This window comes from Gemmatimonadota bacterium (assembly GCA_016712265.1).
Taxonomy (GTDB): domain Bacteria; phylum Gemmatimonadota; class Gemmatimonadetes; order Gemmatimonadales; family Gemmatimonadaceae; genus RBC101.
Genome location: JADJRJ010000030.1, coordinates 615,112 through 636,592, shown reverse-complemented (window position 1 = coordinate 636,592; position 21,481 = coordinate 615,112). Strand labels below are relative to the sequence as shown.

Annotated in this window: 21 protein-coding genes and 1 tRNA gene; 12 read left to right on the top strand and 10 right to left on the bottom strand. The window is 66.7% G+C overall.

Translation table 11 applies throughout. The features are described 5' to 3' along the window. Positions 1 to 20 precede the first annotated feature (20 nt). From IPK85_18205 to IPK85_18155, 11 genes are all read left to right on the top strand, one after another. Complete coding sequence (locus IPK85_18205; GenBank protein ID MBK8249312.1) at positions 21 to 1,325, top strand: DUF512 domain-containing protein; 1,305 nt, start codon at positions 21 to 23, stop codon at positions 1,323 to 1,325. Then, positions 1,322 to 2,629, top strand: a complete 1,308-nt coding sequence (der, locus tag IPK85_18200) for a ribosome biogenesis GTPase Der (protein MBK8249311.1) — start codon at positions 1,322 to 1,324, stop codon at positions 2,627 to 2,629. The genes IPK85_18205 and der overlap by 4 nt, the downstream gene beginning before the upstream one ends. 2 nt (positions 2,630 to 2,631) lie before the next feature. After that, the gene (gene plsY, locus IPK85_18195) at positions 2,632 to 3,258 is read left to right on the top strand and encodes a glycerol-3-phosphate 1-O-acyltransferase PlsY (GenBank protein ID MBK8249310.1); all 627 of its coding nucleotides are present in this window, start codon (positions 2,632 to 2,634) and stop codon (positions 3,256 to 3,258) included. A gap of 2 nt (positions 3,259 to 3,260) precedes the next feature. After that, positions 3,261 to 4,256 carry an NAD(P)-dependent glycerol-3-phosphate dehydrogenase gene (locus IPK85_18190; protein ID MBK8249309.1) on the top strand — a complete coding sequence of 332 codons (996 nt, stop codon included), beginning with the start codon at positions 3,261 to 3,263 and terminating at the stop codon, positions 4,254 to 4,256. After that, positions 4,253 to 4,639, top strand: a complete 387-nt coding sequence (locus tag IPK85_18185) for a MerR family transcriptional regulator (GenBank protein MBK8249308.1) — start codon at positions 4,253 to 4,255, stop codon at positions 4,637 to 4,639. Before IPK85_18190 ends, IPK85_18185 begins: the two co-directional genes overlap by 4 nt. 34 nt (positions 4,640 to 4,673) lie before the next feature. Continuing rightward, positions 4,674 to 5,435 carry a 5'/3'-nucleotidase SurE gene (gene surE / locus IPK85_18180; protein ID MBK8249307.1) on the top strand — a complete coding sequence of 254 codons (762 nt, stop codon included), beginning with the start codon at positions 4,674 to 4,676 and terminating at the stop codon, positions 5,433 to 5,435. After that, positions 5,417 to 6,070, top strand: a complete 654-nt coding sequence (locus IPK85_18175) for a protein-L-isoaspartate(D-aspartate) O-methyltransferase (GenBank protein ID MBK8249306.1) — start codon at positions 5,417 to 5,419, stop codon at positions 6,068 to 6,070. The genes surE and IPK85_18175 overlap by 19 nt, the downstream gene beginning before the upstream one ends. Positions 6,071 to 6,105: 35 nt before the next feature. Then, entirely contained in the window at positions 6,106 to 7,128 is a 1,023-nt protein-coding gene (locus tag IPK85_18170; GenBank protein ID MBK8249305.1) for a hypothetical protein, read from the top strand. Positions 7,129 to 7,144: 16 nt separating this feature from the next. Beyond that, positions 7,145 to 7,420 carry an acylphosphatase gene (locus tag IPK85_18165; GenBank protein ID MBK8249304.1) on the top strand — a complete coding sequence of 92 codons (276 nt, stop codon included), beginning with the start codon at positions 7,145 to 7,147 and terminating at the stop codon, positions 7,418 to 7,420. Beyond that, positions 7,420 to 7,938 (top strand): adenine phosphoribosyltransferase, encoded by a 519-nt coding sequence (locus IPK85_18160; protein MBK8249303.1) that lies wholly within the window; start codon positions 7,420 to 7,422, stop codon positions 7,936 to 7,938. The genes IPK85_18165 and IPK85_18160 overlap by 1 nt, the downstream gene beginning before the upstream one ends. 44 nt (positions 7,939 to 7,982) lie before the next feature. Continuing rightward, positions 7,983 to 8,056, top strand: a tRNA-Arg gene (locus IPK85_18155). Positions 8,057 to 8,126: 70 nt separating this feature from the next. Here the strand turns inward: IPK85_18155 and IPK85_18150 are convergent. After that, positions 8,127 to 8,543: a hypothetical protein gene (locus tag IPK85_18150; GenBank protein MBK8249302.1), complete on the bottom strand. Its 417-nt coding sequence runs from the start codon at positions 8,541 to 8,543 to the stop codon at positions 8,127 to 8,129. A 178-nt stretch (positions 8,544 to 8,721) separates the two neighbouring features. On the opposite strand from IPK85_18150, the gene IPK85_18145 reads away from it, so the two are divergent. After that, positions 8,722 to 9,363, top strand: coding sequence for a tetratricopeptide repeat protein (locus IPK85_18145; GenBank protein ID MBK8249301.1), 642 nt, complete (start codon positions 8,722 to 8,724; stop codon positions 9,361 to 9,363). Positions 9,364 to 9,600: 237 nt separating this feature from the next. Here IPK85_18145 and IPK85_18140 read toward each other — a convergent pair whose 3' ends face one another. The 9 genes from IPK85_18140 to lptB form a co-directional block, all read right to left on the bottom strand. Then, positions 9,601 to 10,830 (bottom strand): aminotransferase class III-fold pyridoxal phosphate-dependent enzyme, encoded by a 1,230-nt coding sequence (locus tag IPK85_18140; GenBank protein MBK8249300.1) that lies wholly within the window; start codon positions 10,828 to 10,830, stop codon positions 9,601 to 9,603. Between the two features lie 2 nt (positions 10,831 to 10,832). Continuing rightward, on the bottom strand, positions 10,833 to 12,620 hold the full coding sequence (locus IPK85_18135; GenBank protein ID MBK8249299.1) for a phosphotransferase: 1,788 nt from the start codon (positions 12,618 to 12,620) through the stop codon (positions 10,833 to 10,835). Continuing rightward, positions 12,617 to 13,492 (bottom strand): diaminopimelate epimerase, encoded by an 876-nt coding sequence (locus tag IPK85_18130; protein MBK8249298.1) that lies wholly within the window; start codon positions 13,490 to 13,492, stop codon positions 12,617 to 12,619. Before IPK85_18130 ends, IPK85_18135 begins: the two co-directional genes overlap by 4 nt. Before the next feature lie 16 nt (positions 13,493 to 13,508). Next, positions 13,509 to 14,273, bottom strand: a complete 765-nt coding sequence (locus IPK85_18125; protein MBK8249297.1) for a polyprenol monophosphomannose synthase — start codon at positions 14,271 to 14,273, stop codon at positions 13,509 to 13,511. Then, a complete protein-coding gene (locus IPK85_18120; GenBank protein ID MBK8249296.1) occupies positions 14,270 to 16,666 on the bottom strand; it encodes a YfhO family protein in 2,397 nt (798 codons plus the stop codon). The genes IPK85_18125 and IPK85_18120 overlap by 4 nt, the downstream gene beginning before the upstream one ends. A 121-nt stretch (positions 16,667 to 16,787) precedes the next feature. Beyond that, positions 16,788 to 17,948 (bottom strand): glycosyltransferase, encoded by a 1,161-nt coding sequence (locus IPK85_18115; protein ID MBK8249295.1) that lies wholly within the window; start codon positions 17,946 to 17,948, stop codon positions 16,788 to 16,790. A gap of 1 nt (position 17,949) precedes the next feature. Then, positions 17,950 to 19,029, bottom strand: coding sequence for a glycosyltransferase family 2 protein (locus IPK85_18110; GenBank protein ID MBK8249294.1), 1,080 nt, complete (start codon positions 19,027 to 19,029; stop codon positions 17,950 to 17,952). A gap of 1 nt (position 19,030) precedes the next feature. Further along, on the bottom strand, positions 19,031 to 20,533 hold the full coding sequence (rpoN, locus tag IPK85_18105; protein ID MBK8249293.1) for an RNA polymerase factor sigma-54: 1,503 nt from the start codon (positions 20,531 to 20,533) through the stop codon (positions 19,031 to 19,033). Then, the gene (gene lptB, locus IPK85_18100; GenBank protein MBK8249292.1) at positions 20,530 to 21,306 is read right to left on the bottom strand and encodes an LPS export ABC transporter ATP-binding protein; all 777 of its coding nucleotides are present in this window, start codon (positions 21,304 to 21,306) and stop codon (positions 20,530 to 20,532) included. Before lptB ends, rpoN begins: the two co-directional genes overlap by 4 nt. Positions 21,307 to 21,481 lie beyond the last annotated feature (175 nt).

The window sequence follows — 21,481 nt, the reverse complement described above, 5'->3', positions numbered from 1 at the left end:
CACGGATTCCAGGTCTCCTCATGGTTCGCGTCGCTCGGGTCCAACCCGAGAGCATCGCCGAAGAACTCGGCATCGAGCCCGGGACCGAGATCGTTGCCGTCGACGGACGTGCGATCGAGGACTTCCTTGACTGGGAGTTCCTCACGGCGAACGATGAGTTCGAGGTCGAGGTGAGGACGCCGGCTGGCGAGGCGATCGTCTTCGAAATCGAGCGCCCCGAAGGTTTGGCACTCGGGGTCGAGCTGGAGCCGCCGACGGTTCGTCGGTGTGCGAACCGGTGCGAGTTCTGCTTCATCGAGGGCCTGCCGAAGGGTCTGCGAAAACCCTTGTATGTGCGTGACGACGACTATCGCCTCTCGTTCGCGTACGGGAACTTCGCGACCCTCTCGAACCTCAAGGAGCGCGACTTCGAGCGCATCATCGAATACCGGCTTTCTCCGCTGTACGTGTCGGTGCATGCCACGCCGTGGGACGCCCGGAAGGTCCTCTTGAACAACCCGCGTGTCCCGGACATCGTCGCCCAGCTTCGGCGGCTGGTGGCCGCCGGGATCGAGTTCCACGGGCAGATGGTCATTGTTCCGGGGCTGAATGACGGGGAGGTCCTGGAGGCGTCCCTGCGTGACTTGTGGAGTTTTGGGGCCGCCTGTCGATCGGTCGCGATCGTTCCGGTGGGGCTCACCCAGTTCTCGCACCTGTACACCGGCAAGACGATGGATCGCGAGCGCGCCAGCGAGCTGCTGGCGGTGGCGGAACGGTGGGGGGCGCGAGCGCTTCACGAACGCGAGGAGCGCTGGGTGTTCGGTTCCGACGAGCTGTACCTGCTCTCGGGCGCTCCCTTGCCCGATGCCGCGTTTTACGGAGACTTCCCCCAGGTCGAGAATGGCGTGGGAGCCGTCGCCATGCTCCGACAGCGGGTGGCCGACTCACTGGACACCCTCCCGCGCCTTGCAGGGCGTCGAATCGGGATCGTCACGGGGACGGCCATGCGCGAGTTGATGCCACCGCTGCTGCGCGAACTCGCCGCCCAGACCGACGCGGTCCTGGAGATGATCCCGGTCGAGAACTCGCTGTTTGGCCCGACCACGACAACCGCCGGCCTGTTGGTCGGCGCGGATATTCGGCGCGCACTCAGCGCCCGTCACGACCTCGACCTGGCCTTGATCCCGGCCGAGACGATCAACGACGCCGGGGTGTTCCTCGACGACGACACCTTTGCTGACGTACGAGCGTCCCTCCCCATGCCGGTCTTTCCGTCGCACGATTTCATCGACGTCCTCGCGGAAGTCGAGTCCACCGGGGTTCTTCTCACCGGGAGCACGCGATGAGCCTGCCTGTCGTGGCCCTGGTCGGGCGGCCGAATGTCGGGAAGAGCGCCCTGTTCAACCGCATCGTGGGTGATGGGGCGGCCATCGTTTCCGAGGAAGCGGGGACCACCCGTGATCGGCACTTTGCACGGGCCGAATGGAACGGTTCGTCGTTCTGGCTGGTGGACACGGGCGGCATCACCGACGACTCCCGCGGGCTCATGGAGCAGGAGATCCGGCGGCAGGTGGACGAGGCGATCGCCGAGGCCGACCTGCTGCTCCTGGTGGTCGATGCCCGGGCCGGGTTGCACCCGATCGACCAGCGCATTGTCGAGATCCTGCGCGAGACGGGCAAACCACACTTGTTGGTCGCGAACAAGGTGGACCAGCCATCGGCGACCGACTACTACGAGTTCTACGCTCTCGGACTCGGCGACCCAATCCCGGTCTCGGCGATCAGCGGGAAGCAAAGTGGTGACTTGCTGGATGCGCTGGTGGAGCGCATCCCGGTGATGCCACCTGAGCCGGTCGAGAGCCTCCGGGTGGCCGTGATCGGGCGTCCCAATGTCGGCAAATCGTCGTTTGTGAATCGCCTGCTGGGTGAGGAGCGCCTCGTCGTGAGCGACGAAGCCGGCACCACGCGCGACGCGATCGACACGCCGATGAAGTACCACGGCCGCGAGATCGTCTTCGTCGATACCGCCGGCCTCCGTCGGCAATCACGGGTCGACGATGGCATCGAGTTCTACTCCGGCCTACGCACGCGCCGCGCCATCGAACGGGCCGACATCTGTTGCCTGCTCGTGGATGCACAAGCCGGGTTGGAGGGGCAGGACCTCAAGATCGCGCACCTGGCGTGGGACGCCGGTCGCGGGCTCGTCATTATCGTGAACAAGTGGGACCTGAGGGAGAAGGACGACAAGACCTCGGCGCGCTTCGAGCGCGATGCCCGGGAGAAGGCGCCGTTCCTGAACTTCATCCCGTTTGTCTACACGTCGGCGCTGACGGGCCAGCGGGTGACGAAGGTGCTGGACGTGTTGCTCGAGGTCGAGGCGGAGCGCGGGAAGCGGATCTCCACCTCCAAGGTGAACGAGCGGCTCGAGGAGTTGCTGCAGCGTCGCCAGCCGCCGCAGGCCGCGGGGCGCGAAATCCGGTTGATGTACGCGACCCAGGTGGAGACGTCGCCTCCGGTCATTGCTGTCTTCAGCAACCACCCGGACCTGGTGGAGGAGCACTACATCCGGTTCCTGCACAACGGGTTCCGTGAGTCGTGGGGGTTCACCGGCAATCCGTTGCGGATTGTCCTGCGGCGGAAGGCGGCCTGACCGTGGGCGAGGGCGGACGCTGGCTCGGCCTGGTGGTGGCATACCTCGGGGGCTCGACCCCCTTTGCGTACCTCGCCGGCCGGCTGCTCCGTGGCATTGACCTGCGGGAGCACGGGAGTGGCAACCTCGGCGCCACCAACGTCCTGCGCACGTTAGGCGCCGGGGCCGCGGTGGTGGTCCTGCTGCTGGATGCGGCCAAAGGCGCCGTGCCGGTGCTGTTCTTCCGCGAGTGGTTTGCTGGGCCCCCCGGGGTGTGGTGGCCGGCCCTGTTTGGCGTGGCCGCCATCACCGGGCACGTGCGTCCCTACCTCGGCGTGTTTCGTGGGGGGGGGAAGGGCGTGGCGACGGCGGCCGGCGTATTCGCTGCCCTGTCGCCGACCGCCATGGCCGTAGCGCTGCTGGTGTTTGCGGTCCTGGTGGCGGCAACGCGCTACGTGTCCGTCGGATCGATCGGCGCGGGGCTCGTCCTGGCGATCACGTCGGCCGTCCTGTACGGCCCGACGTCGGTACGCTCGCTCCTGGCGCTCTTGGTCGCTGGGTTTGTCGTGTTTACCCACCGGGCCAACATCGGGCGACTGCAGCGCGGCGAGGAGTCGCGGCTCGGTGCTCCCGCCGCGGGAGCGCGTTAGGCATGCGCGCGGCAGTGATCGGCGGCGGAGCCTGGGGGACCGCCCTGGCGCATGTGCTGGCCTCCCGCGGCCACGAGACCGTGTTGTGGGCGCGCGAGGCGGACGTCGTGGAGCATATCAATGCCACGCATGCCAACCCCCGCTTCCTCGCCGGCGCCACGTTGCACGAGGCCCTGCGCGCGACCACCCGGATGTCCGAGGCGGTGGACGCGGCGGAGTGCGTCGTGTTTGCGGCGCCGTCGCATGTTTTGCGCACGGTCGTGCAGTCCGGGGCGGCGTCGGTGCCCGCTGGTGCCACGCTCGTGGTAGCGACCAAGGGGATCGAGCGGTCGACCCTCGCGCTCATGACGGACGTGGTCGCCGCCGAGGTGCGCGGGCGCCCCGTCGTCGCCCTGTCCGGGCCGAGTTTTGCCCAGGAGGTCGTGCACGGGCAACCCACCGCCGTGGTCGCGGCCTCGCACGATCGCGCCGCACGCGAACAGGTGCAACGTGCTCTGAGTGGAGGGCCCCTGCGGCTGTACACAAGCGAGGACGTCACCGGGGTTGAACTCGGCGGAGCCCTCAAGAATGTCATGGCCGTCGCGACCGGTATCGCCGAGGGAGTCGGGTTGGGGCTGAATTCGCGGGCGGCCCTCATCACCCGCGGGTTGGCGGAGATGATCCGACTCGGCGTCAGCGTGGGAGCCCGGGTGGAGACGTTCGCCGGGCTCGCGGGGATGGGTGATCTCGTCCTGACCTGCACCGGAGCGTTAAGCCGCAATCGGGCAGTCGGGATTGCGGTGGGGCAGGGTGCGTCCCTCGCCGAGGTCCTCGCGAGTACCGAGAGTGTCGCGGAAGGCGTGGTGACCACCACCAGCGCCCTGGCGTTGGCGGAGCGACAAGCCGTCGACATGCCGATCGCGCGGGCGGTGTCCCGTGTGTTGTTCGAATCCGCCTCGGCGCGGGAAGTCGTTGCCGAGTTGATGGGCCGCGAGCTGCGGCCGGAGCGTGATGGATGAAGCCGGAGCCGGTGCAGGAGTTCTTTTCGATCGGCGAGGTCTGTGACCTGACCGACCTCAAGCCGCACGTACTGCGGTACTGGGAGAGCCAGTTCAAGTTTCTCAACCCGGCCAAGAACCGATCCGGGAACCGCGTGTACCAGCGCCGCGAGATCGAGCTGATCCACCTGGTCAAGCAGCTGCTCTACACGGAGAAGTACACCATCGATGGGGCGCGCCAGAAGGTCGATGAATACCGTCGCGGCGGCCAGGTGAAAGGGGCGGCGCGCGACGCGTTGACCGTCGAAGCCGCGGCGGCCCTCGAGGCGGAGCTGGAGCAGCTGGCGCGGATCCTGGAGGGGGTGGAACCGGTCCCCCAGGCGACCGACGCCCCCGTGGCGTAGCGGCAAGCGCAGCAAGCCGATATCGTTAGGCCCCATGCGCCTCCTCTGTTCCAACGACGATGGGATCCACGCCCATGGCCTTGATGTCCTCGTGCGGGCCGCGACCGAAATCGGCGAGGTCACGGTCGTCGCCCCCGATCGCGAACAGAGTGCCACCAGCCACTCGCTGACGCTGCACCATCCGCTGCGGCCTGTTCGTCGCGGGGAGCGACGGTTCCAGGTCGACGGCACACCGACCGATTGCGTGATGCTGGCCGTTGAGGTCCTCATGCCCGAACGCCCTGACTTTGTGCTGTCCGGGATCAACCACGGGCAGAACATGGGGGAAGACGTTCTCTACTCCGGCACCGTGGCCGCCGCGATGGAGGGGCTCGCCCTCGGCGTTCCTTCGATTGCCGTGTCCTTCGCGGGCGGCGACCTTCGGGCGGACATCGCGAAGCTCGATGAGCAGGTCGAGGTGCTCGTACCCCTCCTTCGGCACCTGACGTCAATGGAAGCGTTCCCTGCGCACACGCTGCTGAACGTGAACCTGCCCCCGCTGCGTGCCGATCAGGTGAAAGGGGTGCGGCTCACGCGCCTCGGGCGTCGGGTCTACTCGAATTCCATCTCGCCCATGCGAGATCCTTACGGGCGGCAGATCTACTGGATCGGCGGGGGAGAGTTCTCCTGGTCCGGAGCGGAGGACTCAGACTTCCAGGCGATCCACGACGGATACATCTCCGTCACGCCACTTCATCTGGACCTGACACATCGCGACATGTTGGATACCGCGGATCGCTGGTGGCGAGCCCCATAGTCACCGAGTTCCGGGCGGAGCGTCGGTTCCTCGTCGAGACGCTACAGGCGCAGGGCATCAGCGATCTTGCGGTGCTTCGCGCCATCGAGTCGACACCGCGACATTCCTTTGTGCCCAGCGGTATCGGGCGCCAGGCCTACGAGGACCGCCCGATCCACATTGGGCTGGGTCAGACAATGTCGCAGCCGTCGATCCATGCCAGATACCTGCAGATTGCCGCGCTGACCGGGAAGGAACGAGTCCTCGAGATCGGCACGGGGTCGGGGTACCAGACCGTCCTGCTCGCGCACCTCGCCGAGCAGGTCTTTTCCATTGAACGGGTCGGCACCCTCCTCGAGCGCGCGCGCCAGGCCATTCGCTCTTGTGGCGTGCGCAACGTCTCGACCCTCCTCGGCGACGGCACCATCGGCTGGCGCGAGTTCGCGCCGTTCGACGTAATTCTGGTCTCCGCGGGAGGGCCGTCGGTGCCGCAGCCGCTCGTGGACCAGCTGGGCGAAGGCGGACGAATGCTCATCCCCGTGGGCGATCAGGAAGAGCAGGTCCTGGCACTCCTCACCAAGCGGGACGGGGTGGTCGAGCGGCGTGACATTGCCCCCGTGAGGTTCGTCCCCCTGAAGGGTACTCACGGCTGGTAGACGAACCGTGGGCCCCCATCCACCGGAGCCCGCGCATGCCAGCCACCTCGGAGTCTCAAGGCCGATCCCGTCCCCGTCCGTTCGTTGGCCCGGGAGGACCGCGCCCCGCACTTACGCACGGCTCGCGGGCCGGCGCGATCCCGGGCCTTCTGGTGCGGCCGGGAACGCCGGAGGCCACGAAGACGATTGACGACCTGCCGTCGGCCCTCGCGATCAGCGACCTGATTCCGGGCAACCTGCTGGATCGCACGAGCGATCAGGCCGGCTTTGACGCTGCGGAACCGTCCGGGGCAGTCGAGGGAATCGTCGAAGCCCTCGTGTCACCGGTGCAGGAACCAGAGGCCATGATTGAGGTTGTGCCGGAACCGGAGGCCATGATTGAGGTTGTGCCGGAACCGGGCGAGTTGGCGGCCGACGTAGCGGCCGATGTTGAGGTGCCGCCCTACCTTGAGCTGGAAGGCGAGCTCGAAGGTCGCGTTGAGGCGCCTCCGCTGGTTGAGTCGGCCGAGGTGCTCGAGAGCGGGTTTGCGGTCGAGCCACGGCAGGGCGCTCTGGAAACTGCCGACGCAGATGTTCAGGGGCTCGAACAGATAGAGCCGACCGAATTCCCTGAAGCAGTCGCCGCAGTGTCCGAGAGTGCGTTTGGGGTGGAGGTGCCGGTCGAAGTTGTCGCGGACGCCCAGTCGGGCCACCACGCGGAGCAGCCAGAGGTGGTTCCAATGGCCTTCGCGTCAACCTGGGAGCCGATTCTGGAGGCGGGCGAGGACGAGTCAACGGCGGATGAGGACCTGTCCGCAACGGCGGAGTTCAGCGCGCCGCTAGACATATCACCGTTCGATCACGAGACAGGGGAGCGCCTTTCGGTCGTGATCGAGAACGCGCCGGAAACACTGGAGGCGTTGGTCGAGGAGACCGATGCCCAGGCGGCGGCGCTCGAAGTGCTCGACCAGGTCGCTCGACGTGTCCGGTCGGGTGAGCTGCGGGTTGCCCCGACGGGGGCTAGCGCGGAGTCGGTCCTCGCATCCATCCTTGCCGCTCTCCTGAGTCCGCGCTCCTGACCCCACGCCGCATGTCGTGCGATTAGTTCATTTCGAAATTGCCGGTGATGTCCAGGGCGTCGGGTTTCGTGCATTTGCCCGCAGCACGGCCGTGCGGCTTGGCCTCGCCGGGTGGGTTCGTAACCTCTCGAGTGGCAACATCGAGTGTACGGTCGCCGGACCCACGGAGGCCATCGACGAGTTCCTGACCGCGATGCGCCAGGGGCCGGAGGCCGCCGGCGTGAAGCAGCTCATCGTGTTGACGCCGCCTGCCAATCCCGAGCTTCCCTCGCCATTCACGATCCTCAAGTGATGACAGCCGATCAGCTGCGGTCGCGCATTCGCGAAATTCCCGACCATCCCAAGCCCGGGATCCTGTTCAAGGACATCACCCCGCTCCTCGGCGACCCTGTGGCGTGGCGAGCGGCATGCGAAGCGATGTCGTCGGTTTGGGACGGACTCGGCATCACCCACGTCGTGGCGGTGGAGAGTCGGGGATTCCTCTTCGGGGGGGCCATCGCCACGCGACTCGGGGCAGGGCTGGTTCCCGTGCGCAAACCGGGGAAGCTACCGTTCGCTCGCAGTCGTGAGGAGTATGAGCTGGAGTACGGCACCGACGCCCTGGAGATGCACGTCGATGCTGTTGGGCCGGAGTCGCGAGTGATCGTCGTCGATGACGTCCTTGCGACCGGTGGCACGGCCGCCGCTACCGTGCGCCTGGTGGAACGGCATGGCGCCACTGTCGTGGGCTGTGGCTTCCTGATCGAGCTGTCGTTTCTTGGGGGGCGCGCGGCGGTCGGCAAGCGCATCGAGAGCGTCATCGTGTACTGACGGGCAATGCCGCCGTGGCGCCAGGCGCGTAGATTTCGCGCTTCGCCCTCGTAGCTCAGATGGATAGAGCACCGGTTTCCTAAACCGTTGGTCGGAGGTTCGAATCCTCTCGGGGGCACCTGTATGCGAACGGGGCGGCACCGCTTGGGTGCCGCCCCGTCGTTCGATCGGACCTGCGCGGGAAAGCTCTAGCCGCGCTTGGCGTAGATCTCCTTCTCGAGCTTCAGGCGAAGCTTCTTGGCGTCGACCAGCGCGTCGGCCCGCTTGCGGCCCTTGGCGGGCACGTAAAAGCGCTTCTGCTTGCCCGGCTCCGGGTTGATGGAGACGATGAACGCCTGATGGCGCTTGTCCCACTGGACGCCGGTGACGCCGAACTTGTTGCGGCGGGAGCGGACGACGACACGGCCCGTCGCGGGCTTTCCGAGGGCTTTTTCGGTCTTGTCGCGCCAGACTACGGCCTCGGAGAAGGCCTTCTTTCGGCCACCATGCTTGTTGTCCGAGAACCACTTACGATGCGTCTTGCCTTCGAAGGTGACCTGGACCAACCAGCCATGGTTGTGCTTCTCCGGCTGATCGATGCGTGAAATGCCTTTGCGCCTGATCATGGGATTGGGTTGAAGGGTGAGGGGCACTACAAGAATAGCGCATGAATTTGCAGTCGCCAAGACTGGACTTCCGTCATACGCCCTCTGGTGCGAACTTTCGGGCTTACCGGGCCCCTCGTGCCCGCCTGACTTTCGCCAGACCCGACCCGCCCGGCGGCTCGGCCAACCCGACAATTGCATGACCGGCCCTTCAGCACCCTCGCTCGACCTCGACGACCGCACGGAGAACCTCATGGCCTGGGCGAAGGCCAACGCGCGACAGCTCGGCTTTGGAGGCCTTGCGGTCGCGGCCGTGGCCGGGATCCTGTGGGTCGTCCGCGCCCAGAACGAACGCAGTGAGGTGACGGCGTCCCAGCAGTTGGTTGCCGCTCAGCGCACGGTGGGCGCTGGCAACCTCCCGGTGGCAGCTGCGGACCTCAAGAAGCTGGCCCAGCAATACGGATCCACGCGCGCCGGCACTGATGCGAAGGTGCTCCTCGGTCAGGTGCTGTTGCAGCAGGGCAAGGCCGATGAGGCCCTCAAGGAGTTGGAGGGGATCGGTTCGTCGGGCCCAACCGCCGCGTCCGTCCAGGCGCTTCGAGGAGCCGCCTTGGAACAGACCGGAAAATTTCCCGAGGCGGCTGCGGCCTACTTGAAAGCTGCGGACGCGACGGTCCTGGAGGCCGAGGGCGAGAGCTTCAAGTCCGACGCAGCCCGCGCCTGGCTCGCGGCCGGCAAGCGTGAGGAGGCGCTGAAGATCTGGCAGGCGATCGCAGCGAACCCGGGATCGGTCTTGTACAACGAAGCGCTCCTGCGGGTTGGAGAGCTGACGGCGAAGTAGCGCCCCTGGGATCTGACCAGCAAGCAGGTGAGGCCCGGGCGCGCAATCGCCCGGGCCTCATTGTTCTTGCGTTGGCCCGGCGCGCGAAGCAGCGAGGGTGGGAAGGCCGCGGTACCTCTAGACGCCCAGGACAGGCCGGCGGAAAAGGCGTATAATAAGTGTTATGTAAAGTCGATCGGTGGAAATCTGTGGAGAAGTGGATTGTCGGCCGTCTGGCACCTCCCCTCCGCAGTCTGCCTATGTCTTGGCCGCGGCTTCCAGCGATCGGCCCAGGGATTCGAGAAGAAGCGCCTCGTGGGACGCCTGGAAGGTCATTGGGGGCCGGAGCTTGATCACGTTGTCGTACGGGCCGTCGGTTCCGAGGAGGACGCCTTCCTTTCGGCACTGGTTCACGACGACGGCAGCGGCCTCCGTGGCGGGCTCCTTTGTGGTGCGGTCGCGGACGAGCTCGATCCCAAGGAACAGCCCCCGCCCCCTCACGTCGCCGATCAGCGGATGGCCGGCCTGGAGGGCCGCAATTCGCTCGGTCAGCGATGCTCCGCGTGCCCGCGCGTTCGCGCGGAGCTGCTGCGATTCCAGCACGTCGAGCACGGCGAGACCGGCGGCACAGGAGACGGGATTCCCGCCAAAGGTGTTGAAGTACTCCATGCCATTCGCGAAGCGCCGGGCAATGCTCCGGGTCGTGACTACGGCGCCGACCGGGTGGCCGTTACCCATGGGCTTCCCCAGGGTGACGATATCGGGCACGACGCCGTGCTCCTCGAACGCCCACATGTGCGTTCCAACTCGCCCGAACCCAACCTGGACCTCGTCCGAAATGCAAAGCCCACCGGCGGCGCGAATCAACTCGAAGGTGCGCGGCAAAAACCCTTGTGGGAGAACAACTTGCCCTGCGCAGCTCGGAATCGTCTCAGCTATGAATGCCGCCGGCGACGCGCCGGACAAGAGCGCAAGTTCGAGATGCTCGGCGTAGCGAAACCCGATGGCCTCCGCGGGCCAGTCACCGGGCGACCGGTATGGATCCGGGCACGGTAGTTCGATCACGAAATCGGGGCGCCCCTTACCCCCGGCCCGCTTGTACTTGTACGGCGATGCGTCGATCGCCGCCTGGGTGTTCCCGTGGTACGCCCAGTCCAGGACGGCCACCTGGTGCCGACCGGTGAGGGTCCGCGCGATGCGGAGGGCGAGTTCGGTCGCCTCAGACCCCGAGTTCGTGAAGAAGACCGTGTCGAGTTCCCGGGGAAAGGTCGCCGTCAGGCGTTCGGCATATTCCCCGATGAGCCGATTGAGGTACCGGGTATTGGTGTTGAGAGTCCTCGCCTGGGACGCGATCGCCGCCACAACCCGTGGATGGCAGTGGCCCACGTGGGCGACGTTGTTGTAGCAGTCGAGGAAGGCCCGTCCGCGAGCATCGACCAGCCAGACGTCCTCCCCTCGCACGATCTCCAGCGGCTCGCGGTACGACAACTTCAGGTTCGGGCCGAAGTACTGCTCACGGAGACTGCGGGTCCGATCCGCTTCGGGGCCGAAAAGGTGAGCACTTCGGTCGGCACCCCGGCAAGCTGGGCCGGGTCCGGGTACAGCTCGGCCCACAGCTCCGTCAACGCGGATTCGCCGACGCCGATGATCGCCTCGGGGTCCTCCTCGTTGGTCAGGCAGAGTTGCAAGTGCAGGTGCGGCACCCACCCGCCGTTGACGCCGCTATCCCCCAGGGTGCCCACCCGGTCTCCCGCCGCGAGGACGTGTCCCGGTGCAAGGTCCTCGATGGAACGCGGATCGAGGTGGCCCCACAACGTGCGGAACTGGTGGCCGTCGGGGAGATCGTGCTCGAGCAGGAGCACCCCGCCGTAGTCCTGGGGGCGGTCGCAGTTGGCCGTGCGGATCACGCGCGCGGCGAGGGGGGCGAACAGTGGCGTGCCCGCCGGCGCGAACAGGTCGAGGCCAAGGTGCATGTCGCGCCGGGCGCCCGGTACAACCCGCGAGGTGAAGGCCGCTGAGGTGTACACCGCCCGCTGCTCTCCCCATCGTCCAAGACCAACGTCGAAGCCGATGGAGCTTTGGAGGGCGGCGTAGGCTGCATCCGCCCCCGGGAGGTCGCCGGCGGCGGTCTCCGGGACCATCGGGTCGTTGGGAGACGACCAGGACAGGGCGTGGACGGCCTGCTGGGCCAACGGCTGTCCGAGGATGGGGGCGAGGGCAGGCTTGGTGGAGAGAAAGGCCCTGAGGGCGGTGGAGGCCCGGGAAGCGGGTCTTCGCGCCGCCTTGCGCAATGCGCCCCGAAGGTGCCCCTGGGGGATCTGGTGCAACGCCTCGAGCAGCGCCCAGGCCGGGGCCTCGGAGACGAACCAGTACGACTCGGCAGTCGAGGGCGCCCGCGACCGTCGTTCTGCGGAAATCGTGAGGCTCGTGGCGAGGCGTCCCTGCACCAACGCGGGGATGAGCTCGATTTCGTCATCCTCCAGCGGGCAGGTGCCTGCATACCCGGCGACCACGTCAGACATGGCCTGCAGCGGGGACTCGCTTCCCATCGCCGCGTACGTCACAGCGATCGCGAGGTCGGCAACGGCTGGTCCGAAGATGGCGTCGCCGAAGTCGATGATGCCCGTGAGGGAAGCACGCTCCGGGTCGGCCAGAAGGTTCCAGTCGTTCAAGTCGCCATGCAGGACGGCGTGGCGGACCCGGTCGAGGGCGGGACGCGCGAGCTCGAAGGTGTTGATGGCCTGCTCGACCAGGGAGCGCTTCTCGGCAGGGATATGGACCAGGCGAGCAGCGGATTCCCCGCTTCGTCGGATATCCCAGGCCAGGGGCCGATGCGCGCCGGGATGCCCGAAGGATTGCAGGGCCCGTGTGAGCCGACCGACGGAATCGCCGATGCCGCGGAGCAGCTGCGTTTCCCGTGGAACCTCGCCGACGGGGGTTCCCCGACACCATGAGACCAGGCGGAGCCTGAGTGCGCCGTGACGATAGGTCGGCTCCCCCTCCCGGCTCCGCCGCACCCTTGGCACAGGGAGGTCGGGGGCGACGTGCTCCAGGTGCTCGAGCAGGGCGGCCTGCATCTCGATCGCCGCCCCAGGTTCGCCGGGGTGGACGACCTTGAGGACTGCCAAGGGCGTTCCGCCCTGGTGAACGGCGAAGTTCAGGTCGCGTTCACCGTCCAGGGGCGTGAGCTGGGCGTCGATCCCCCAACCCGTCCTCAGAGCCCGGATGGCGTCCTCGAGGGCCAGCTGCGGTCGGTCGAGCGCTGGTCCGGCGGTCATTCGGGGAGGTCGACGATCGTCCCGGTGGCGACGATGCGTCCCTCGCCTCGGAGCACCGGTGCCCTGCCCCCACGCGCGACGTCGGCGAAGAGGTCCACTCCACATCGGGTGTGCATGGCGAGGCCCGTTGCCTCGATCTGCCAGGCGTTCAGCAAGGCGACGGACGCGACGGTCCCGGTGCCGCAGGCGAGCGTCTCCGCTTCCACTCCACGCTCATAGGTGCGCATCGCCCAGCCGTCCGTGGTTCGCGCGACGAAGTTCACGTTGGCGCCGTGTGGCAGGCTCGGGTCGTATCGCAGGGCACGCCCGCGCCGATCGACATCCGCTGCGTCGAGGTCGTCGACTAGCAGGACGAGGTGCGGGACACCGACGCGTGCGAAGCCCATCCGTTGCTCGCCGGCCTCAAGAGGAAGCGCCGCCTGGACCTGGAGGTCCGTGACTGGCGTCATGTCGATCTCCGGGATGCCGTCGACGATACGCGCGGCAACGGGGCCCGAGGGGGTCCGGAAGTGAAAGGGGCCCGGCGCGACCATTCCAAGGGTGGCGGCGAGTCGTGCGCTGCATAACGCGGCATTGCCGCACATCTCGGCCAGGCTGCCGTCGCGGTTGTAGTAGCGCATGCCAAAATCGAACTCGCTGTCGGCATCCAGGAGCACGATCCCGTCGGCACCGACACCGCGCCGTCGGTCGCACAGCGCGGCGATGCGCTCGGGAGTGGCCAGGTCGTCGTGGCGGCCGTCCCGGTTGTCGAAGAAGACGAAGTCGTTCCCGGAGCCGGTCATCTTGAAGAAGGAGCGACCGGCGAGGGGCCGGGGCCCCCCCCCCGGTTGAAAGATGGCGGCATCCGTCGGATCGGGCGTCATCGTTTTCACGCGACCCGTGGCAGAATCACGGCGAATGCGGGAGGGCACGTCCCTCGGCGGCCGGGCGCGACAGTCGACCCGTCATGCCCCACCAGCGCAGGCGCCAGACCATCCAGATCGCCTCGCGCACGATCTTCTTCGACATCTTGCTCTCGCCTTCCGTGCGATCCACAAAGACGATCGGGATCTCGACGATGCGAAAGCCGAGCTGCCATGCGCGAAAGCTCATCTCGATCTGGAACGCATACCCATTGGATCGCACGTCGTCGAGGTCGATGCCCTCGAGCACGCGTCTGCGGAAGCACTTGAAGCCTCCGGTCGCATCGTAGAGGGCCAGTCCCGTGACAAACCGTGCGTAGATGTTCGCGCCATAACTCAGGATCAACCGCGCCATGGGCCAGTTGACCACGGTGACCTTCCCTTCCCGATACCGCGAGCCGAGGACAAGGTCGGCCTCGGCGATCGAGGCCAGGAACTGCGGCAGGTGGGATGGGTCATGCGAGAAGTCCGCGTCCATCTCGAAGACGAACTCGTAGTCGCGCGCGAGCGCCCACTTGAATCCCGCCACGTAGGCCGTCCCAAGTCCCATCTTGCGCGGGCGGCTGAGCAGATGGACCCGGGTGTCGCCGGCGCTGCGTTCCGCCACGAGGGTTCCCGTCCCGTCGGGAGAGCCGTCATCGACGACGAGCACCTCAAGGCGCCGATCCTGGCTCAGAACGGCGTCAATCAGGCGGATGATGTTGTCCCGCTCGTTGTAGGTCGGGACGATGACCAGGGCCTTCTCGCTCACGCGGTGGTCACCTCCGGGCGCCGGCGCCAGCCGACAACCCACCAGCCGAGGGAGAGTGCGACGGCGAGCCAGGTGACCAGGCGACCGGTCGCGTAGGGCGCGTTCACGAACTCCAACTCGATCTTGCGGGCTCCGGCCGGGAGGGCGATGCCGAGGAGGGAGACATTGGCCCGATGGACGGCGACCGGCTGGCCGTCGACCTTGGCCTGCCAGCCGGGGTAGTAGTTCTCGGAGACGACGAGCGCGGATCCGGCGGGGGCTGGTGCGTCGAGTTCGATCGTTGCCTGCCCAGGTGCCCATGCGATGGTCCGCGCGGCGACACGGCTCGGCTGCGGCACGGCGCGCAGCTCTGCCGCGTCCACCCGGGCACTCGAGTCGAAAATGGCCACGGTCTGCACGTCAAAGCTGGGATTGAGCACCGTCTGTGCGGCCTGCTCCTCGCTTGCCTTGAGCAAGGCTGTGGTCGTCCACGCGTAGGATGTTTGCACCGGGACCTGATGTACCCAGACCTGACGCCCGTGCACATTCGTCGCCGGGCCGAAGACGGTGCGTGCACTGTCGATGGGCAGCGTCGGCTCGTCGGTGAGAAAGTAACGGGTGTTGGCCAGCCGCCAGAAGTTCGGGTTGCCGAGCTGCGAGTAATCCGACCCGAGGAGCAAGTCGTACTTGCCGATGTGGTTGCCGTGATATCCCATCGCCACCGCGATGCGGTGCGTCATCAGGCCGTCATAGTTGAGCGCCTGCAGGTACTGGTCATGCTCCGTCCCTTGGCGTGGCGGGAGGGGAATGACACGAAACGGACCGGGTTGCTTCTGGAGCCAGGCGATGGCGTCGTCGGTCGCGAAGGTCGCCGCCGCCGGTGGCATGAACATGAAGTAGCGCCGGAGGATGCTCCAAAGGTCCACAGCGACGATGCCGATCAGCAGGGCACCGGCGAGGTCGCGGGAGAGTCGCTTGCGAGCCACGAGCACGAGCGCCAGCGACATGAGGACCGCAAAGGCCAACATCCGGACCGCGCCCGCACGGAGCGCCGGCTCGTTGGCGAGGACAAACTGTGCGCGCTCCGGGCCGGCCAGAGATAGGGCGGTATTCGTCAGCGCACCCGAAACGGCAAACAGCCCGAGCAGTGCCGCAACGCCACTGGCGACCCACAGGACGCGCCGAGGGAGCGATCCCCTCAGTACCCGCTCGGCGCCGACCGCGGCCAGGCAGGCCAAGGTGAAGTTGACGATGAAGAGCATGGTGCTCGGCGCCCGAAAGAACTTGGTGCCGGGTACGATCGCGTAGACCAGCTGGTAAAACGGCGTGTTCCCTCCCATCGCCCAGAGCAGGGAGACCACAAAAGACCCAGCGAAGAACCAGCGCAAACGCCGGAGCGGACCCTGTGCCCAGTCGCCAAACGCCGCCGCCGCCAAGAGCAGCACGGCGATGCCGACGTACTCCGAGTGCAGGTGGATCCCGTTCCGCCCCCAATACGCGCCAAGCATGCCGGTGAATTCCGGCAATGCGAAGTTGACCAGCTCTTCTGGTGGCAGGGAGAACGAGACAGCATGCTCCCAGCCCAGTCCACCATTGCGCGGAGACCATGGGGTGTATGTCACCACCGGCCAGAACTGTATGGCGCCGATGAGCATCCCCGTGGCAATCGCTGAGAGTGCCAGTCCCAGTTGCTTCCCGCTTCGTGCCCCGGGAGGGTCGTCGGGCCCATTCCCCCACCCACGCCAGAGGAAGAGGGAAAATGCGCCGCACAGCAGCAACATGTACTGCAGCAGTTGCGGGTGCGGCGATAACACGGCCAAGCCCACGACGAGCGCGAGTGGTCCCCAGGCCCACCCGCGTTGATCGCGAATGCCTCGTACGAGGAGCCACAGCGCCAGCGGCAACAAGGCCGCGACGAAGATCTTGCCGTCGTGACCGGGCGACACCAGACCGGCGATGTTCCCCGACATCTGGTACGCCACGCCGCCCAGCATCGCCGAGTGGAAGGAGAGGCGCAGGGTCCGGAGCAGCAGGTACGTGAAGATGCCAGCCAGGAACAGGTGGATCACGAGGCCCCACGTCATCCCGGGGCCCGTCCCGAGCAGCAGCCGGAGCAACGCGGTCGGGTAGAAGGTGTCGCCGTGCATTGCGTCGACGAACGGCATCCCACCAAAGAGCCAGGGATTCCACTGCGGAATGGCGCCGTGCTCGGCGAAATACTGCCGCGCGAAATCGCGGAACGCATACCCGGCCTTGTACTGGTCGGAACGGGCGTTGAGCAATAGCTGGCCGGTGAGGGCCGGCCAGGCCAGAATCATCGTGGCGAGCAGGTGCACGCCAGCCGCGATCCAACCCGCGTGTCGAGGTGCGGTGGAAGGCCCGGATGTACCAACTTCAGCTGCGGGCTTGGTCATGTCTGGCGTTGAAGGGGCACCGTTCGGAGGCTGCATCTGGTTCCGGGGGCGCAATTTAGCCCGGCACCGGCAATAGGGCGACGCACCGACTCTTGGTACCGCCAAACCCCGTGACGGTGCCCTACCCTTTCCGTACCTGCCGGTAGACCGCGGCGTACCTGGCAGCCACGGCCGCTGGTGAGAAGCGATCCAGCATCCTTCGGCGGCCTTCCTGTCCCATGGAGGGACCGCCGGTTCCGGTGGCCAGCGTGTCGATGGCAGCAGCCAGCCCGTCGATCGATCCGGGGGGAACCAGGAGGCCGGTTCGGTTCGGTTCCACGACATCCACGGTGCCGCCGGAGGCGTACGCAATCACCGGCGTCTCGCACAGCAGCGATTCCACGGCGACGAGGCCGAGCCCCTCGTCGAGCCCCGGCATCACGGTCGCGATGGCCCGCTGGTAGTACGGGACGACGTCCGGCTGTGGCAGCGCTCTGTGCCACCAGACGCGTTGTGCCACACCGAGCTCCCTCGCCCGGGCCTCGAGGGTAGGCCGGTCCGGGCCATCACCGATGACATCGAGGCCAACTGCGCTGTGCGTCCGGGCCATAGCCTCGATGAGGTCGGCAATGCCCTTCTGTCGGTTGAGGCGCCCAACGAACAACAGGCGCTCGCGCGCGGCCGTAGCTGGGGCGAACAAGTCGGTTGCTACCGGCATCGGCTCGACCAGTGGTTCGACCGTTGCCGCAATGCTCCGTACTTGTGCTGCGAGCCAGGAGGATACGGTGGTGACCGCGGCCGAACTCCGAAGGACGTGACGAAGCAGCGGGTGCGCGGCTCTCACGCCGACCGCCAGGCGCACATCGGAACCGTGCATCGTGGTGACCATGGGGACCCCATGCCACCGGGCCGGGAGCACGCCGGTCAGTCCCCCTGGAAACCACCAGTGGGCATGGACGACGTCTGGGGCCCACCCGTGAATCGCCCGACCGGCGGCGCCGGTGCCTGAGAGGAGGTAGCCGAGCATGGCGAGCTTTCCCGCCAGCGATCCGCGCACCTCGGCCGCCATGTTCCCCGTGTAGGCCAGCGTTTCCCAACGAGGCGGGGCGTACCGGAAGCGCATGGTGGGAATCCCGCCGACCTCCTCGAACCCCGGCAACCCGGGTGCCGAGGGGGCGACCACGCGAACCTCGACATCCTGCTCCCCGAGTGCCCTGGCGAGGTGGAGGAGAAAGGAGCCAGCGGCGTCGCCCGAGGTGCGAGGAAACGAGTGCGCGAGGAAGAGGACGCGCAGCGGCGACACGTCAGGTCGGCGGGTCGTGCAACTCGTCGGTCACCCGACGCAGCTCGCGCACCTGTGCGCGCAGGCCGGCCACCTGCTCTCCCAGCAGCCCCGCGACAAAGAAGATGGACCCCAGGATGAGCGTCGTCTGGATGACGGTCCACACCGATCGGGTTCCAACGCCCAGGAACGCGAGGCGGCCGAGCGCGACCAGGCCGGCGACCACGCCAGTGGCAAACAGCGCGGCGCCCATCATCCCAAACAGGAGCAGCGGCTTCTGCGAGAAGCGCAACTCGAACCAGACGCTCAGCATGTCGAGCACGCCGACGGGGATGCGACTGAGGCCAAACTTCGACTTGCCGGCGTGCCGGGGATACAGAGGCACCGGGATCTCCGCCACCGAAAATCCCTGCGAGGCGGCGATGACGATCATGTAGCGGTGCCAGTCCGGGCGGATCGGCAACTGTTCCATGATCTCGCGCCGATACGCCTTGACGCTGTTCAGGTCCTTGACGCGCACGTCAAACAGCAGCCGGCTGAGGCCGTTGTAGATCCGCGAGACGAAGGCCTTTTCATACTTCCCCTGCTTGAAGCCGGTGACCATGTCGGCCTCGTTGGCGAGGATCGGTGCCACCAACCGCGGGATGTCCTCCGGCTTGAACTGCAGGTCGGCCGGGTAGAAGACCAACACCTGTCCCCGCGCGTTGAGAAACCCGGTGCGCAGGGCATCGGCGATTCCCCGGCGGCTGCGGTGCCGCACCCCTCTCAGGAACGGGTACCGGGCACGCAGTCGTTCGATCGTTGCCCAGGTTTGGTCAACGGAGCCATCATCGATCACGATGACCTCATACCGCACCCCGTCGCGCCCCAGGACGGCTTCGGCCTGCTCCATGAACAGCGGGAGGTTCTCGGCTTCGTCCTTGGCCGGCACGAGGACCGAGACCTGAATGTCTGAGGCGGCGGCCGGCAGGCGGCGGTCAGCGGGCGACGTCTCGCTTTCGGTCGGGAGCGGCGCCTGCACCTCGAGCGGAGAGCCGACGGGCCGCTCGCCTTCGACCTGGCGGCCGCTACCGTCTTCCGTCTGCCGTCTGCCGTCCGGCATGCTAGACGCGCTTCCGCATGCGTGCCGACAACACACCGAGTTGATCGCGATACTTGGCCACCGTGCGTCGGGCGATGTGCACCCCGCCGTCCTGGAGAATTTGCACGATGGCCTGGTCGGTCAGCGGGTTCTTCGGGTCCTCGTTGGCCACGAGTTTCTCGATCTGGTCGCGGATCCCGCGGGCCGACACATCCTCGCCGCCGGTGGTGGCGAGGCCCGACGAGAAAAAGTACTTGAGCGGGAGCACGCCGCGAGGGGTTTGCACGAACTTCTCGTTCGTCACGCGACTGACCGTGCTCTCGTGCATGCCGATGACGTCGGCGACTTCGCGCAAGGTGAGCGGCCGGAGGCCGCGGACGCCCTTTTCGAAGAAGTCGCGCTGCCGTTCGACGATGTAGTTCATGACCTTGAGCATCGTCTGGCGCCGCTGCTCAATGGCCTGGATCATCCAGTTCGCTGAATTCAGCTTGTTGGCGATGAACTCCTTGTTCTCGCCGTCGAACTTCTTCTTGTCTCGGGCAATCTCCTGGTACGCCCGGCTCAGCTTGAGTCGCGGCAGGTTCGCGTCATTGATGAATACGCGATACGCGCCGTCGATCTTCTCCACGACCATGTCCGGGACGATGTAGCCGTCCGAGGCGCTCGAGTGGCGCAGTCCCGGCTTGGGGTCCAGCTTGGCCACCTCGTCGGCGGCTTGCTGCACGTCAGCGGGGCTGATGCCGAACCGCTTGGACAACTCGCTCCAGCGATGGGCGATGAGTTCGTCGAACGCGTCGTGCACCAGGCGGTACTGCAGGGTGTCTTCGTGCTGCTGGTCGCGCAGTTGGAGGAGCAGGCACTCGCGCAGGTCGCGTGCGCCCACGCCCGACGGGTCCAGGCCCTGGATGACCTGCAACGCCGCCTGGCATTCTTCGGCGGTGTAGAACGGGAGGGTGCCCTGAAACCCCTCCTTTTCTGCGGCGCGGGCCACGACCTCGTTGATAGAGGTCTGGATCTCTTCCAGGGAGCAGGTCAACCACCCGGTTTCACCGATGTTCCCGATGAACTCATCGGCGAGGAGCAGCTGCCGGGGGTTGAGTTCGAGCAGCGCGACCTGGTCGCGGAGGTGATCGGACAGGTCCCGCGACTCCACCGTGACCGGCTCGTAGTACTCGCGTTCCTCGGTCTCCTCCCGCGGGCCATCCGGGGCGAATCCGTCCTGGAGGATCTCTTCCCAATCGACCGTGTCGTTCTTTTGCGCCTCGAGTTCCGGGGTGCTGGGTTCTTCGGGCTCCGAGAGGTCGACCGGACCTTCCTCGCCTTCTTCGGCGGCCTCCTGTTCTGCGACCTCCTCGTCCTCCTCGGGTTCCACCATCTCGAGGAAGGGGTTGATCAGCAGCTCCTGCTTGAGATGCTGCTGCAGGTCCAGCAGCGGCATGTAGAGCAGGTCCATCGCCTGGTACAGGCGTGGATTGATCTTTAGTTCCTGCCTGAGCGAGGTGCTCTGGCTGAGGCCGGCCCTCATGCGGCCGTGTCCTCGGTCGCGAAGCGCTCGCGCAACCGCGCGGTCAGCGTGGGCCCGAGATAGATGCGGGAGACTTCGTCGTCAAAGACGAGTTCCCGCACCGTTCCGGAGACCTTCACCTGGCCATCGAACATGATGTACGCGCGGTCCACGATATCCAGCGTCTGCTCCACGTTGTGATCCGAGATCAACACCCCAATGCCGCGTTGCCGCAACCCTGCCACGATCTTCTGGATGTCGTGGACCGCGATGGGATCAACTCCCGCAAACGGCTCATCGAGCATCATGAACTTCGGTTGCGATACGAGGGCCCGGGTGATCTCGAGCCGCCGCCGCTCCCCACCGGAAAGCGCGAACGCCTTGCTCTTCCGGAGGTGCTTGATTCCCAATTCGTCCAGCAGGGCTTCCAGCCTAGATCGACGCTCCTCCTTGCTGAGAGGCAACGTCTCAAGGATGGCCAGGAGGTTCTCCTCCACGGAGAGTTTCCGGAAGATGGAGGGCTCCTGCGAAAGGTACCCGATCCCCCGCCGAGCGCGACGGTACATCGGCATGCGGGTGATGTCCTCACCGTCCAGCTGGATGTGGCCGGCCTGGGGCGGGATCAGCCCGACGATCATGTAAAACGTCGTGGTCTTTCCGGCGCCATTGGGTCCGAGCAATCCCACGATTTCGCCCTGCTGAAGCCGGAAGGCGACGTCGTTCACCACGCGGCGGCGCCGGTAGACCTTGACCAGGCCCCGCGCCTCGATGATCGACCCCGACGGCACCGCCATGGGCGTTGGGGCCCGCGTCGGTGCCGCGGCGACGGAGGCATGCTCCCCCGTCTTTCGGAGCGCCTCTGCGAGGTCTCCCCGCTGCGTGGCGATCGTGGCCCACACATTGGGCGCAACCCGAATGGCGTCAGCGACCTCCGGCGGTGCCCCGGTGGCGGGGTAGATGGCCAGTCCT

Bases quoted from the DNA above. Each gene is read 5' to 3' on its own strand.
- IPK85_18120 (MBK8249296.1), bottom strand. From the start codon at position 16,666: ATGACCAAGCCCGCAGCTGAAGTTGGTACATCCGGGCCTTCCACCGCA.
- rpoN (MBK8249293.1), bottom strand. From the start codon at position 20,533: ATGAGGGCCGGCCTCAGCCAGAGCACCTCGCTCAGGCAGGAACTAAAG.
- IPK85_18110 (MBK8249294.1), bottom strand. From the start codon at position 19,029: ATGCCGGACGGCAGACGGCAGACGGAAGACGGTAGCGGCCGCCAGGTC.
- lptB (MBK8249292.1), bottom strand. From the start codon at position 21,306: ATGGCGGTGCCGTCGGGGTCGATCATCGAGGCGCGGGGCCTGGTCAAG.
- IPK85_18160 (MBK8249303.1), top strand. From the start codon at position 7,420: ATGACAGCCGATCAGCTGCGGTCGCGCATTCGCGAAATTCCCGACCAT.
- IPK85_18135 (MBK8249299.1), bottom strand. From the start codon at position 12,620: ATGACCGCCGGACCAGCGCTCGACCGACCGCAGCTGGCCCTCGAGGAC.
- der (MBK8249311.1), top strand. From the start codon at position 1,322: ATGAGCCTGCCTGTCGTGGCCCTGGTCGGGCGGCCGAATGTCGGGAAG.
- IPK85_18150 (MBK8249302.1), bottom strand. From the start codon at position 8,543: ATGATCAGGCGCAAAGGCATTTCACGCATCGATCAGCCGGAGAAGCAC.
- IPK85_18145 (MBK8249301.1), top strand. From the start codon at position 8,722: ATGACCGGCCCTTCAGCACCCTCGCTCGACCTCGACGACCGCACGGAG.
- IPK85_18190 (MBK8249309.1), top strand. From the start codon at position 3,261: ATGCGCGCGGCAGTGATCGGCGGCGGAGCCTGGGGGACCGCCCTGGCG.
- IPK85_18185 (MBK8249308.1), top strand. From the start codon at position 4,253: ATGAAGCCGGAGCCGGTGCAGGAGTTCTTTTCGATCGGCGAGGTCTGT.
- IPK85_18205 (MBK8249312.1), top strand. From the start codon at position 21: ATGGTTCGCGTCGCTCGGGTCCAACCCGAGAGCATCGCCGAAGAACTC.
- IPK85_18170 (MBK8249305.1), top strand. From the start codon at position 6,106: ATGCCAGCCACCTCGGAGTCTCAAGGCCGATCCCGTCCCCGTCCGTTC.
- surE (MBK8249307.1), top strand. From the start codon at position 4,674: ATGCGCCTCCTCTGTTCCAACGACGATGGGATCCACGCCCATGGCCTT.